The sequence below is a fragment of the Maribacter sp. genome (genome assembly GCF_039968975.1).
GTDB lineage: Bacteria > Bacteroidota > Bacteroidia > Flavobacteriales > Flavobacteriaceae > Maribacter.
Window position 1 is genome coordinate 1 of the sequence record NZ_JBDVOT010000197.1, and the last position, 13,603, is coordinate 13,603.

The following is a 13,603-nucleotide window of genomic DNA, read 5'->3' on the forward strand; positions in this document are numbered from 1 at the left end:
AACTTGAACTGTTCACCTTTTCACAGAAAGTTGGTCAAGGTCTTCCTTTATGGTTACCTAAAGGAGCCGCTTTAAGAGAAAGACTTGAAAACTTTCTAAAAAAAGCACAAAAGAAAGCTGGATATGAAATGGTTGTAACTCCACATATTGGACAAAAAGAACTATACGTTACTTCTGGACATTATGAAAAATATGGTGAAGACAGCTTTCAACCAATACATACGCCTAAAGAAGGTGAGGAATTTCTTTTAAAACCAATGAATTGCCCTCACCACTGTGAAATTTACAATACTAAGCCATATAGCTACAAAGAACTTCCAAAAAGATTTGCAGAATTTGGTACAGTATATAGATATGAACAAAGCGGAGAGCTTCACGGACTTACAAGAGTACGTGGATTTACTCAAGATGATGCCCATATATTCTGTACACCCGATCAATTAGACGAAGAGTTTAAAAATGTAATTGACCTTTCCTTATATGTATTAGGTTCATTAGGATTTGACAATTTCACAGCACAGGTATCCGTTCGTGATTTAGATACTCCAGAAAAGTACATTGGATCAGTTGAAAACTGGGAAAAAGCTGAGCAGGCAATCATTAATGCTGCTAAAGAGAAAGGCTTAGATTTTGTAGTTGAAGGAGGAGAAGCAGCTTTCTATGGTCCTAAATTAGATTTCATGGTAAAAGATGCCTTGGGAAGACAATGGCAATTAGGTACAATTCAAGTAGATTACAATCTACCAGAAAGATTCGATTTAAATTACAAAGGTAGTGACAATGAACTACATAGACCAGTAATGATACACCGTGCGCCTTTTGGTAGTTTAGAGCGTTTTATAGCATTATTACTAGAACATACAGGTGGTAATTTCCCGTTATGGTTAACACCTGAACAAGCTATTATTCTTCCTGTTAGCGAAAAACACGAAAAATATGCTGAAAAAGTTTTAAAATCCCTAGAAAATAACGAAATTCGCGCCCTTATCGATGGTAGAAACGAGACTATTGGCAAGAAAATACGTGAAGCAGAAATGAGTAAAGTTCCATTTATGTTAATCGTAGGGGACAATGATGAAGTTGCAAATACCATTTCTGTACGTAAACACGGTGGTGAAGATTTAGGAGCGATAGACGTAACTATGTTCACAGACTTGGTTAACACAGAAATAAATAGTACCTTAAAGACGTTTAAAGAATAAAAGTTTAATTAAAATTATTTAGTCATAGCAATACGTAAAAGATTTAGACCACAACCTAGAAGGGAAAATAAGAATCCCCATAATATCAATGAAAAGATAACAGCCCCAAAAGTTAGGTTGGTAGGTGACAATGTTGAAGTAGGTGTATATCCTTTTCCTCAGGCTCTTGAGAAAGCAGAAGAATTAGGTTTGGATTTGGTAGAGATATCTCCAAAGGCAGACCCTCCTGTTTGTAAAATAATGGAGTATAAAAAGTTTTTATACGAGCAGAAGAAAAGAGATAAGGCCATGAAAGCGAAAGCTTCTAAGGTCGTAGTTAAAGAAATAAGATTTGGTCCTAATACAGATGATCATGATTATGACTTTAAAAAGAAACACGCTGAAAAGTTCCTTAAAGAAGGAGCCAAACTAAAAGCGTACGTATTTTTTAAAGGTCGTTCAATCGTCTATAAAGATCAGGGAGAAATTTTATTATTGAAATTAGCTTCTGAATTAGAAGAACTAGGCAAGGTAGAACAAATGCCTAAACTAGAAGGAAAGCGTATGACAATGTTCATTGCTCCTAAGACTAAAGGAAAATAAAATAACATTTCGGTTTCGTAATAGGACCTAATGTAATTATAAAATACTAAACGCTGCTTACGTTTGTGAGCAGCGTTTAGCATGCAAAGTGAGATTAATATATAAACTAGGAGAAAATGCCTAAACAAAAAACAAAATCCAGTGCTAAGAAGCGTTTTAAGCTTACAGGTACAGGTAAAATTAAAAGAAAGCACGCTTTTAAGAGTCACATTTTGACTAAGAAATCTAAAAAGCGTAAGCTTAAGTTAACACATGATGGTTTAGTTCATCAAGCAGATGTTAACAGTATTAAAGAACAATTACGTTTAAAGTAAACTTAGTTCTTTAAAAGGTAAAATTATTAACCATGGAGTTAGGCCTTAAAAGTTCCTTTAAATTATAAGGGCGCCTACTACAAAAAATTAGAAAAAAATGCCAAGATCAGTAAATGCAGTAGCTTCAAGAGCCAGAAGAAAAAAGGTAATGAAGCAAGCCAAAGGTTACTTTGGAAGACGTAAAAACGTTTGGACAGTAGCCAAAAATGCGGTTGAAAAAGCAATGTTATATGCTTACAGAGACCGTAGAAATAAGAAAAGAACTTTTCGTTCATTATGGATTACCCGTATTAATGCAGGTGCCAGACAACACGGAATGTCCTACTCTCAATTTATGGGAAAAGTAAAAGCTAATAACATTGAACTTAACAGAAAAGTTCTTGCAGATTTAGCAATGAACCACCCAGATGCCTTTAAGGCAGTTGTAGATCAGGTAAAATAAATTAATAACAATCTCACTTTTTGAAAAATCCGATTCTTCCGAATCGGATTTTTTAGTTTTAGCTATTGCCTCTTTTGAACTCTTACCAATCTATAAGTTCACACCACTCCTATCACAACCTTCCATAAGTTTAAAGGAAACTATACATCTAATAAACCCACTAATTTCAGACTTTGTTAGTTTTTAATCATTATCGTTATCAAAAAAGTTAAAAGCCATTTCTGGTGTCAAAAAATGATTGGTAATTAGAATTTGTATTTTATTTAAAATAGCTTCTTCTGTAGTCATGGTTTATTCCTTTTTAACCAATTTAATTCAATTTCCCCACAACGTCAAAACAATGTTTCTACCCGATGCATAATTTCTATGTTCACACAAATAGATTCCCTGCCAAATACCCATATTTAACCTACCATTAGTCACTGGCACTTGAACTGAAACACCCATTAATGAAGCTTTAATATGTGCAGGCATATCATCTGAACCTTCATAATCATGTTTGTAATACGGTGCATTTTCTGGTACCATAACATTTATATGTGACTCAAAATCTTCTCTCACTGTAGGGTCCGCATTCTCATTGATAGTTAAACTGGCAGATGTATGCTTTATAAAAACTTGCAAGAAACCAGTATCTATATCTGCTATCTCAGGTATACTAGAAGTAACATTATTGGTTATAATATGAAATCCTCTTTTAAACGCTGGCAATTGAAACTCTTTTTGAAATAACTTCATGATATATATATTATTAAATAAAGGTAAAACTTTGAAAACAAGCCACCTTATTAAACAACATTCAAATATCTTTACCACTAAATAAAAAGCATATGGATTTATCAAAGATTAAAATGGTTGTGACCGATATGGACGGCACACTTTTAAACTCTAACCATCAAGTTAGCGACCAATTCTTTGACATATTTAAAGATTTAAAATCTCAAGGCATCATCTTTGTTGCCGCAAGTGGAAGACAGTACAATAGCATTATAGACAAGCTAGATACCATTAAAGACGATATTATAGTTATTGCCGAGAATGGTGGATTTGCTATGAAGCAACAAACTGAAATTTTAGCTACGCCTCTAGAACAACAGCATGTTCAAGATATTTTAAAAACGCTTGATAATATTGCTAACATACATCCTGTAATTTGCACAAAGCACAAAGCTTACCTAACAAATAAATCTAATGCTTTTGCCAACAAATTAGCTGAATACTACACCGAATATGAAATTATAGAAAGCTTATCTGATTTTAGTTCTGAGGTTATTAAAATCGCTATTTATCATTTTGAAAGTTCAGAAGAACATATATATCCATATGTAAAACAATTTGAAACGCATTTAAAAGTAAAAGTATCTGGTGAAAATTGGCTAGACATTTCAAACATGAATGCAAACAAAGGTTATGCTTTGGATAAACTAATGCAAAGCTATAATCTAAAATCAGATGAAGTAATGGTTTTTGGAGATTTTAATAATGATCTTGAAATGTTGGCACTTTCTGATTTTGGATTTGCTATGAAAAACGCTCACCCAAATGTGAAAGAGGTTGCTAAATACAGCACTTTAAGTAATGATGAAAACGGTGTTGAACACATATTAAAGATGTTAATTAAATAGAGGTACATATAGCAATCAACACTCTTTTATTGAACAGCTGGTTTTAATTCGCTTGGCACATAGCCCATAGTACGTTTAAATGCTGTTGTAAAATGTTGCGGATTAGCATAACCAACTTCATAAGCAGCATGTGCTATAGTTGCACCTTCTTGGGTAATTAAACTCTTGGCGACCTCCATACGTAATGCTGTAATATATTTGAATATGGTAACCCCGTAAAGTTTTTTAAAATCGCGTTTTAACTTTGTAGCATTGAATCCTGCTAAATCTGCCAAGTCCATAATTTTTAGAGGCTCCTTCAAATTCTTTCTAATATGATCTTCTACACGAACGAGTGCTAAGTAATCTGAATTCAACAATTTTATATTAGTCTTAGAAAGTTTAGAAGTTTGTCTACCTAATAAAAAATCAATCATTAAAACCGTTAATTTACTTTCTAAATAAGTTTTTCTAACCTCACCTTTATAAGGACATTGTATGATTTCATTTATCTTACTTCTAATATTTGGAGGAATAAATTTACTCTTATCCCAAAGTACAAAAGAATTAGAATTTTGAATCGCGTTCTTTAATTTCTCAAATGATAAATCAAATTGGGTTCCTAATAGGTTTTTTAATAAACTTGGTTTTACAAACACTTCAAATGATTTAGCATTTCCCTTAAAGAAAATATCTCGCCCCTCTGTTGTAGGATAATAGAACATATTGCAATGATTTTCTGGAATTTGAACCAAATATTTTATATGCCTAAGTGGTTGATAATTATATGAACCTTCTAAAGAAAAGTGGAGTTTAATTAAATCTTCATCGCTACAAACACAAATTTCTGAATCAAATTCATGAATTAATTGATTATCAGAAAAATCAATTCCTCTTATAAAAGAACTATTGTTTTTAGTAGTTACCTCTACTTCATTGAACTGTACCGAATTGTCAATAAATCCATTTTCAAATAATTGGTTCACTTTTATTTCTTTCCTCAACAACTCTTTATTCATATGCTTTAACTGCCTCAATTCAATACTTCCTTTCGCGTATGTTTAAATTCCTTTCTCGGTACTACCCTTTTCAATCCTTCTATAGATTTGCAAAACTAATTTATTTAGACTAAATCTTAATAAATATAAGTGAATTTTAAGCTATATGAAAAACTCTTTAACAGTAATTCTCCTGTTCATATTCCTATCTGCATATAGTCAAGAACATTTTAGTACAATTTCAGGTAATGTAAAAGATGTTTATGGTAAGCCCTTACCATTTGCAAGTGTTTTGATCGAAGGCTTACAACTCGGCGTTCTTACTGATGACAATGGTGCTTACACCATTGATAAGGTTCCACAAGGAAGGCGTACCATAGTAGTTTCTTTTATTGGTTACACCACTCGTTCAAAAGTCGTTGAAATAAAAAACAACACAGAAAAAATCACTCTAAACTACACCTTAGAAGAGAACGTAGAGAACCTAGATGAAGTAAATGTCAATGGTAAATCAAAAGAAACAAAACTGGAAACAAAAGGTTTTGCCGTAAATGCCATAAAAACAGAAGAAGCTAGTCTTAGAAATATACAAACCAATGAATTACTAAACACGACCGTTGGAGTAAAAATACGTCAAAATGGAGGTCTCGGCTCTGATGTTACCTATAGCCTTAATGGTTTATCAGGAAATTCAGTTCGTATTTTTATAGATGGCATACCAATTTCGACTTACGGCAATTCATTTAACTTAAACAGTATACCACCTTCAATGATTAAGAACATTGAAGTTTACAAAGGTGTGGTGCCAGGCTATTTAGCTGATGATGCTTTAGGTGGAGCTATAAATATAGTATTGCATAATGATGCAAAAACAAATTTTAATGCCTCTATTTCTTATGGTTCTTTCAATACATTACAAGCTAGTGTAAATGGTTTATATCGTTTTGAGAAATCAGGACTAACAATCAAAGCTTCTTTATTTCACAACTATTCTGATAACGATTATAAAGTTTCAGGAAGAAGTGTTGTTGTAACTGGATTGGGCGGAGTACAAACTCCTATTACCGCGAGAAGATTTAACGATGCGTACAGATCAACTGGCGGACGAGCAGAAATTGGATATACGGACGTAAAATGGGCTGACCAATTCTTTATAGGTATAACGGGATCGGATGATTACAAAGAGGTACAACATGGTGCATTTATGACCATAACGCCATACAAGGATAGGTTTTTAGAATCTGATGCTTTACTAGGCAGTATAACATATCAAAAGAAAAATTTATTTACAAAAGGTCTTGACGTTAACATTAACGGTTTATATGGTAAAAGAAATAGAGCTGTAAACGATACGGTTTCTTGGGCGTATAGCTGGACCGGAGAACGAGCTATAGATTTCAGAGGCGATGAATATCAATATACTTGGCGTTCACAACAAGAAGGCGGACCTACTCTTGCTAAAATAAAAAGAAATGTAGCTTCTATAAGAACCGGTATTTCTTATGCTTTAAACGGTAATCATAAATTCTCAGCAAACCATGTATATAGTGGTATTGATAGGGAAGACAGCGACGCCCTCCAATCTGTCTTGGAAAACACATTTGTTGGCACAAGAGATTTGAACAAAAACATATACTCCCTTACTTACGAATTGACTGCTCTTGATGAAAAACTAAATACTAATTTGTTTGTCAAACATTACCAACAAAAAACAACCAGTGTAGATCCAGCTATTGAATCTGATGAAAATGGAAACGATATAATTGTCGATGAAGTGGTCAGCAGTAATAAGAACTACGATGGATATGGATTTGCTGCATCTTATGAAATTGTACCAAACGTAACCCTATTAACATCTGCAGAAAAAGCTATTCGTCTACCTAACGAAACTGAAATTTTTGGAAATGACGGTGATAATGTAGTAGCAAATTCTAGTATTGACCCAGAAAGCAGTAATAATTACAACTTAGGCTTTAGGTTTGGCAACTTCAATATTAAAAAGAATGCTTTTACAATTTCTACAAATATTTTTACTCGTAATATAAAAGATAGAATTGGTTTACCCATAGAAACATCTTTGAATGTAAATGACGAATTAATCATATATGTAAATCAAGGTAGTGGAACATCAAAAGGTTTTGACGCCCAATTAAATTACTCTTATAATAACAATTTTGGTTTAAACTTTAATATCTCAAAATTCGATTTAAAGATTGAAAACCAAGGTATAGAAGTAGATGTACCCAACACGCCTTTCTTTACAATGAATGGTGGGTTACGCTATTCATTTAAAAATATATTTCAAAAAAAATCTAGACTTAACGCATTCTACAATGTGTATTTTACTGATAAATTCTCATTCTTAACTGCACAAGGTAGCAACACTGTTGGCAATGAATTCTTTGAAGTACCTGAGCAATTGTCTCAAGATATAGGGCTTAGCTACGCATTTCCAAACAACAAATTTGTAGTAAGTTTTGACATCAAAAACATATTTGACGAAGCCGTTTACGATAATCTTTCTGTCCAAAAACCAGGAAGGGCTTTTTACCTAAAATTAAATTACGCAATAAATAAATTTTAATCCTTTAATCAATACCGAAAATGAAAAGAACTATTTTAAACCTAAAAACATTCGCTGCCGTAATACTTACAGCAAGTCTAATGACTGCATGTAGTAGCGATGACGATACCGTAGTTACACCAGAAACTGATACTACAGAACCAGATACAGAAGAACCAATTGAAGAAGAAGATCCAAGATGGATTACTGTTGCTGGAGCAAAAATGGGAGAAGCGCCTGGTGATGGAAACGGAGGTACTTTGATTTATGCTGTAACCAGTGTTGATGCCAAAGACCCTACAGTTTCTATTAATCCTTTTGAAAATGGATTTATAGCTCCTTCTAACAGAACGGCAAGATTACAATCTTCCGAAGACGGAAACACGATATTCAACATTAGCTATGCAGGTGATACTGGTGGAAATTATACAAAATATATTGTAGAAGGCGGACAGAATTTTACACCTACTGGTTCAGAAGTTAGTATAGCTCCTTACGTAGGTACCGCACCAAGATGGATTAAGTTATTTGACGGAGACCAAACAGGTGCTGCGGTTTATGTAAATAACGATGACGAATTTGATACTGAAGGAAACTATACACGTACTGAAGCAACGATTGGTGTTGTAACACTTGATTTAGTGAACTCTTCTATTAAAGAATTTCAAGAACACAGTGTTTCTTTATCAGCTGAAGAAGAAGCTGCAGGCTATTACATTTCTAGAATAGATATGCCAACATTAAATACTGCAGGAGACAAATTATATATAGGTGCACGCTTAAGCAAAGTTGATCCTGCCACTACTGAAAGTGATAGTGATTATGAGATTTTAGGTTCCAAAACAATTATTTTGGATTACCCTTCATTATTAAACCCCTCAGTAATTACTTCTACTGTTGGTCATGGTGATACAAATGGATACCGCAGTATTAATGCTTTTGAATATAACGGTAGCGTATACCAAGCAAACCAAAATGACCCAGAAGGTTCTTATATTTTAAAAATCGATGCTGATAATGAGTACGATGATACATACGATTTCAATTTAGATGAGGCATTAGGAATAGAAGGTGCTTATGTACTTGCATGGAGACCTGCTGCAAACGGTAAAGCAGTAGTAGCTTATCGCCATAACGGATCTGCAGAAGGTGTTGCAGGTCTACAAGGATTTTTTGCTCTAGTTGATTTAAATGCACAAACTGCCGTAAAGATTAACGACATTCCTTATGATCCAGATTTCTACTTATTCCAATACCAAGGCTTTGTAGTTGAAGGAACTGAAATTTACCTAACACAGGGTGCTGTTGGCCAAAATGGAAATATTTACATTGTAGAAACTGAAACCGGTGCGGTAACGAAAGGTGCCGAATTGGTTAATACCACAGGTAGTCATTTTATTGGCGCTTGGTAAACTTTTAAATTATCAGAATTTTGAGATACCATTATCGGCTATAACCGGTAATGGTATTTTTTTTCGAATAACTCTTTAAATAGCATCAGGTCTTTTGTTTCTTTTTTCTAGCTGCCGGAAATAGGACATTATTCAATATTAGACGATAACCAGGTGAAGTTGGGTGTAACTCAAGCTCCGTTTTTGGATCCCCTACCCTATGCTGGTAATCTTCTGGATCATGACCTCCATAAAAAGTAAAAAAACCTTTCCCTTTAATTCCGTGAATATATCTTGCTTCTTCGTTAATTTTATTTTCTCCTAACACCAAAACAGTCGGCTTTATTTCAGAGCGTGTAAAGGCAGTTGTTTGTCCCATGAACCCTTTTACCAAAGAAGTATGGTTTTGGCATAACATAGTAGGTACAGGGTCCCATTTGGCAGAAAAATCCATTAAAGAAAAGTAATCTGACTCTTTTGGCACGTTACCTCTTTTATTGGTCATATCAATAGAAGAGAATTCATATTTCAATGGACTACGCTCCAAGATAAAATCAGTAAAAGCAAAGGTCTTTCCATAATCTAAATTTGCTTGATAGTTGGGGTCAGAGGCATCACCATCAAACATAGGCTCTACAATATCAATGCCATCAGCAGCCAGCGCAATATCAAAACTGTCAGTTGCAGAACACATGGCAAACATAAATCCGCCTCCAATTACATAATTTCTAATTTTTAAGGCAACTGCTCTTTTTTCATCTGACACCTTATCAAACCCTAATTTTTTAGCTAATTTCTCTGAATTTTTCTTCCCTTCTATATACCAAGGTGTTGCCCTGTATGCCCCATAGAACTTGCCATATTGACCTGTGAAGTCTTCATGGTGCAAGTGAAGCCAATCATACAATGCCAGCTTATCACCAAGCACTTCTTCATCATAAATTGTGGTATATGGTATTTCAGCATAGGTCAACGCCATGGTTACCGCATCATCCCAAGGTTGTTTGTCTTTTGGGGAGTATACTGCAATACGTGGAGCTTTCTCCAAGATTACTGCATCTTGATTAACGGAAGGACTGCTGATTTCATCTAAAATTCCGTTTGTTTGCCCATCCGATAAAATCTCAAAACTAACCCCTCTAATCTGACACTCTTTTCTAATACTCTCTCCATCTGGCAATAAGAAAGAACCACCACGGAAATTCAACAACCACTGTACTTTTTGTTGCTTTGCTAAAACCCAATAGGTAATACCATATGCTTTCAAATGATTCTTTTGACTATCTGCATCCATTGGTATTAGAATTGATGATGCGAATAGTTGCGCTGAAAAAAAAAGAAATAAAACTGAGGTAATTAATTTAAACATAAAGTATTATCATAGGTATTCACTCAAAGATATAGTAAAATCTTTGGAGCAGTATTTAAGAAGTCGTTAAAGCTATTGCAATTAAGATAAGAAGGTTTTTTTAAACCAATTATTGTTAAAAACAAAAAAGTCTCCCAAACGGAAGACTTTTAACTTTAAAGTATATTATATCTTAAAAAGGAACATCATTATCCTCATCTAAATCTGGACCATTATTCATACTACTACCAAATGCATCGTCTGCGCTTGGTAAGTTTTTCGTTGCAAAAGGGTTCTCTTCATTGGCATTCATTTTCGATTGAAATTCAAAAGGAGAATCAAAATCATCCAGGTTATCAAACTTACCTTGGTTACCAATAAATTTCAATCTAATATTTTCCAAACCACCATTACGGTGTTTAGCCACAATAAATTCACCTTGACCTTGTGTAGGCGTACGTTCTTCATCATCCCACTCTTCTATCTTATAGTACTCTGGTCTGTAGATAAACGAAACAATATCCGCATCTTGCTCAATTGCTCCAGATTCCCTCAAATCCGAAAGAATAGGTCTCTTACTGCCTCCACGTGTTTCCACCGCACGAGATAACTGAGATAATGCGATTACCGGAACGTTCAATTCTTTAGCAAGGGCTTTCAAGTTTCTAGAAATTGTAGAAATTTCCTGTTCCCTGTTTCCTCCCTTTTGACTACCACCAGCAGTCATTAACTGCAAGTAATCAATCATAATCATTTTTATACCATGCTGAGAAGCAAGACGTCTTGCTTTTGCACGTAGATCGAATATAGATAATGACGGTGTATCATCAATAAATAAAGGAGCTTTCTCTAAAGTTTTCACTTTTACGTTCAATTGCTCCCATTCATGCTTTTCTAGCTTACCGGTTCTTAATTTTTCTGAAGACAATCCTGTTTCAGAAGAAATCAATCTTGTAATCAATTGTACGGAAGACATCTCCAAAGAGAAGAAAGCTACGGGTGTATTTGTATTTACAGCCATATTTCTTGCCATGGATAAAGTAAAAGCTGTTTTACCCATACCAGGACGTGCAGCAACAATAATTAAATCACTTGGCTGCCAGCCAGATGTTAGCTTATCTAACTTATCAAATCCGGATGCAACACCACTCATCCCTTCCTTACCTGCTATTTCTTCAATTCGTTTTTTGGCTTGTATTACCAAATCTTGAGCAGTCTCTGCAGAACGTTTTAAGTTACCTTGGGTAACATCATACAATTTTGCTTCGGCAGTATCTAATAAATCAAAAACATCTACAGCCTCGTCATAAGCTTCTTCAATTATTTCACCAGAAATTTTGATCAAACTACGCTGAATAAACTTCTGAAGAATAATACGTGCATGAAACTCAATATGCGCAGATGAAGCTACTTTTTGAGTCAATTTTATCAAATAAAAATCGCCTCCACAGACCTCTAATTTACCCGCTTTCTTAAGTTGTGACGAAACGGTTAATAAATCTATAGGTTGCGACTCTTCAAAGAGAATGAAGATAGCCTCGTAAATGAATCTATGAGCGTCTTTATAGAATACATCTGGGTGTAAAATATCAATAACTTCATCAACACCTTTTTTATCTATCATCATAGCCCCCAACACAACTTCCTCTAAATCAATAGCTTGTGGTGGAATTTTACCTTTCTCAAGGCTTATAATATTAGATTTGTCTATCTTTCGAGCGACAAAAGGTTTCGTGTTCTCCATAGTGCGAAAGTATACAATTAACCTTTAGTTAACGTGAAAAAAATCAATTACGATGTTCACAGTTGACTAACAATTGACTGTTAATAAGTTACAATTTTCTGTTGATAACATAAAAAAACCGAGGAATAAAATCCTCGGTATATTTTTAAGAAGCCTAAAATGCAGATTAGCCGTTAAAAACGCCCATGTGTGCGTATTTATCCATGCGTTGATTTACCAGTTCTTTTGGTGATAACTTTTGAAGATCTTCTAAATGAGAAGAAATTTTGTTTTTTACGGTTTCAAAAGTTTTGGGTCTATTTGCGTGTGCTCCACCTGCGGGCTCACGAATAATTTCATCTATTAATTTCAACTTTTTCATGTCGGTAGCAGTCAACTTTAAAGCCTCTGCAGCTCTTTCTTTGTATTCCCAACTCCTCCATAAAATAGAAGAACAAGATTCTGGTGAAATTACAGAATACCATGTATTCTCTAACATTAATACCTTATCACCTACACCTATACCTAATGCGCCACCAGAAGCACCTTCACCAATAATTACAACAATTACCGGTACTTTAAGGCGGGTCATTTCAAGAATATTTCTTGCAATTGCTTCCCCCTGCCCTCTTTCTTCTGCTTCAATACCTGGGTAAGCACCCGGTGTATCTACCAAGCACACTACAGGAACTTGAAATTTTTCGGCAGATTTCATTAAACGCAAAGCCTTTCTATACCCTTCTGGGTTGGCCATACCAAAATTTCTATATTGACGTGTTTTAGTATTATATCCTTTTTGTTGACCAATGAACATATAACTCTGATCACCAATTTTACCTAAACCACCGATCATAGCCTTATCATCTTTGACGGTACGATCACCATGTAGCTCCAAAAAAGTATCTCCACATATAGCTTGAATATAATCTAAAGTATAAGGTCTATTTGGATGTCTAGATAACTGCACCCGTTGCCAAGCAGTTAAATTCTTATAGATATCTTTTCTAGTTTCGGTAAGTTTCTTTTCAATCTGTTTACATGTCTCAGTAACATCAACATCACTTTCCTCTCCAATGATCATGCACTTGTCCAATTGCTCTTCCAACTCTTTGATCGGAAGTTCAAAATCCAAATATTCCATATTTCTATAAAGTTTCTTTAGTTGCGGCTCAAAGATAAAACTTTAATACCTAAATCTTGGGTACCCTTTTTTTAATATTTGCTCTTTGTTTTAAAATACCGTTCGCAATGACCGTACTGAGTATGATTAAGGCTCCCACATAAAACATAGGCTTCATTTTTTCTTCAGAACCAAATATAAACCAAGCTAATAAAATACCGTATACTGGTTCTAGATTTGTAGTTAGCATTACTGTATATGGCGTTAAAACTCGCATAATTTTTACCGATGCAATAAATGCATATGCAGTACACAC

At 34.4% G+C, this 13,603-nt stretch carries 12 protein-coding genes and 1 pseudogene; 7 read left to right on the plus strand and 6 right to left on the minus strand.

Annotated elements, in window-relative coordinates; translation table 11 throughout:
• From thrS to rplT, 4 genes are all read left to right on the plus strand, one after another.
• Positions 1-1,202 (plus strand): threonine--tRNA ligase (thrS, locus tag ABJI11_RS13515; protein ID WP_348353219.1); only part of this gene is annotated, 1,202 nt, incomplete at its 5' end.
• 30 nt (positions 1,203-1,232) lie between these two features.
• Complete coding sequence (gene infC, locus ABJI11_RS13520; protein ID WP_073247488.1) at positions 1,233-1,784, plus strand: translation initiation factor IF-3; 552 nt, start codon at positions 1,233-1,235, stop codon at positions 1,782-1,784.
• Between the two features lie 116 nt (positions 1,785-1,900).
• Complete coding sequence (gene rpmI, locus ABJI11_RS13525) at positions 1,901-2,098, plus strand: 50S ribosomal protein L35 (RefSeq protein ID WP_027064530.1); 198 nt, start codon at positions 1,901-1,903, stop codon at positions 2,096-2,098.
• Between the two features lie 97 nt (positions 2,099-2,195).
• Positions 2,196-2,540: a 50S ribosomal protein L20 gene (rplT, locus tag ABJI11_RS13530; protein WP_027064529.1), complete on the plus strand. Its 345-nt coding sequence runs from the start codon at positions 2,196-2,198 to the stop codon at positions 2,538-2,540.
• Positions 2,541-2,855: 315 nt separating this feature from the next.
• Here rplT and ABJI11_RS13535 read toward each other — a convergent pair whose 3' ends face one another.
• Positions 2,856-3,278 carry a secondary thiamine-phosphate synthase enzyme YjbQ gene (locus ABJI11_RS13535; RefSeq protein ID WP_348353222.1) on the minus strand — a complete coding sequence of 141 codons (423 nt, stop codon included), beginning with the start codon at positions 3,276-3,278 and terminating at the stop codon, positions 2,856-2,858.
• A gap of 92 nt (positions 3,279-3,370) precedes the next feature.
• On the opposite strand from ABJI11_RS13535, the gene ABJI11_RS13540 reads away from it, so the two are divergent.
• Positions 3,371-4,165: an HAD family hydrolase gene (locus ABJI11_RS13540; protein WP_348353225.1), complete on the plus strand. Its 795-nt coding sequence runs from the start codon at positions 3,371-3,373 to the stop codon at positions 4,163-4,165.
• Positions 4,166-4,191: 26 nt separating this feature from the next.
• On the opposite strand, the gene ABJI11_RS13545 is transcribed toward ABJI11_RS13540, so the two are convergent.
• Complete coding sequence (locus tag ABJI11_RS13545) at positions 4,192-5,163, minus strand: AraC family transcriptional regulator (protein WP_348353227.1); 972 nt, start codon at positions 5,161-5,163, stop codon at positions 4,192-4,194.
• A 145-nt stretch (positions 5,164-5,308) separates the two neighbouring features.
• Between ABJI11_RS13545 and ABJI11_RS13550 the strand changes: the two genes are divergently transcribed.
• Positions 5,309-7,726, plus strand: coding sequence for a TonB-dependent receptor (locus tag ABJI11_RS13550; protein ID WP_348353230.1), 2,418 nt, complete (start codon positions 5,309-5,311; stop codon positions 7,724-7,726).
• 20 nt (positions 7,727-7,746) lie between these two features.
• A complete protein-coding gene (locus ABJI11_RS13555; protein ID WP_348353232.1) occupies positions 7,747-9,117 on the plus strand; it encodes a hypothetical protein in 1,371 nt (456 codons plus the stop codon).
• Positions 9,118-9,202: 85 nt separating this feature from the next.
• Here the strand turns inward: ABJI11_RS13555 and ABJI11_RS13560 are convergent, their stop codons facing one another.
• The 4 genes and pseudogenes from ABJI11_RS13560 to ABJI11_RS13575 form a co-directional block, all read right to left on the minus strand.
• Positions 9,203-10,465 (minus strand): asparagine synthetase B, encoded by a 1,263-nt coding sequence (locus ABJI11_RS13560; protein WP_348353235.1) that lies wholly within the window; start codon positions 10,463-10,465, stop codon positions 9,203-9,205.
• Between the two features lie 172 nt (positions 10,466-10,637).
• Positions 10,638-12,188 carry a replicative DNA helicase gene (dnaB, locus tag ABJI11_RS13565; protein ID WP_276494785.1) on the minus strand — a complete coding sequence of 517 codons (1,551 nt, stop codon included), beginning with the start codon at positions 12,186-12,188 and terminating at the stop codon, positions 10,638-10,640.
• Positions 12,189-12,354: 166 nt separating this feature from the next.
• A complete protein-coding gene (locus tag ABJI11_RS13570; protein WP_348353238.1) occupies positions 12,355-13,308 on the minus strand; it encodes an acetyl-CoA carboxylase carboxyltransferase subunit alpha in 954 nt (317 codons plus the stop codon).
• A 49-nt stretch (positions 13,309-13,357) separates the two neighbouring features.
• Positions 13,358-13,603, minus strand: a pseudogene (locus tag ABJI11_RS13575) (EamA family transporter); the annotation flags it as partial.

Bases quoted from the DNA above. Each gene is read 5' to 3' on its own strand.
- rpmI (WP_027064530.1), top strand. From the start codon at position 1,901: ATGCCTAAACAAAAAACAAAATCCAGTGCTAAGAAGCGTTTTAAGCTT.
- rplT (WP_027064529.1), top strand. From the start codon at position 2,196: ATGCCAAGATCAGTAAATGCAGTAGCTTCAAGAGCCAGAAGAAAAAAG.
- ABJI11_RS13535 (WP_348353222.1), bottom strand. From the start codon at position 3,278: ATGAAGTTATTTCAAAAAGAGTTTCAATTGCCAGCGTTTAAAAGAGGA.
- ABJI11_RS13540 (WP_348353225.1), top strand. From the start codon at position 3,371: ATGGATTTATCAAAGATTAAAATGGTTGTGACCGATATGGACGGCACA.
- ABJI11_RS13545 (WP_348353227.1), bottom strand. From the start codon at position 5,163: ATGAATAAAGAGTTGTTGAGGAAAGAAATAAAAGTGAACCAATTATTT.
- ABJI11_RS13550 (WP_348353230.1), top strand. From the start codon at position 5,309: ATGAAAAACTCTTTAACAGTAATTCTCCTGTTCATATTCCTATCTGCA.
- ABJI11_RS13555 (WP_348353232.1), top strand. From the start codon at position 7,747: ATGAAAAGAACTATTTTAAACCTAAAAACATTCGCTGCCGTAATACTT.
- ABJI11_RS13560 (WP_348353235.1), bottom strand. From the start codon at position 10,465: ATGTTTAAATTAATTACCTCAGTTTTATTTCTTTTTTTTTCAGCGCAA.
- dnaB (WP_276494785.1), bottom strand. From the start codon at position 12,188: ATGGAGAACACGAAACCTTTTGTCGCTCGAAAGATAGACAAATCTAAT.
- ABJI11_RS13570 (WP_348353238.1), bottom strand. From the start codon at position 13,308: ATGGAATATTTGGATTTTGAACTTCCGATCAAAGAGTTGGAAGAGCAA.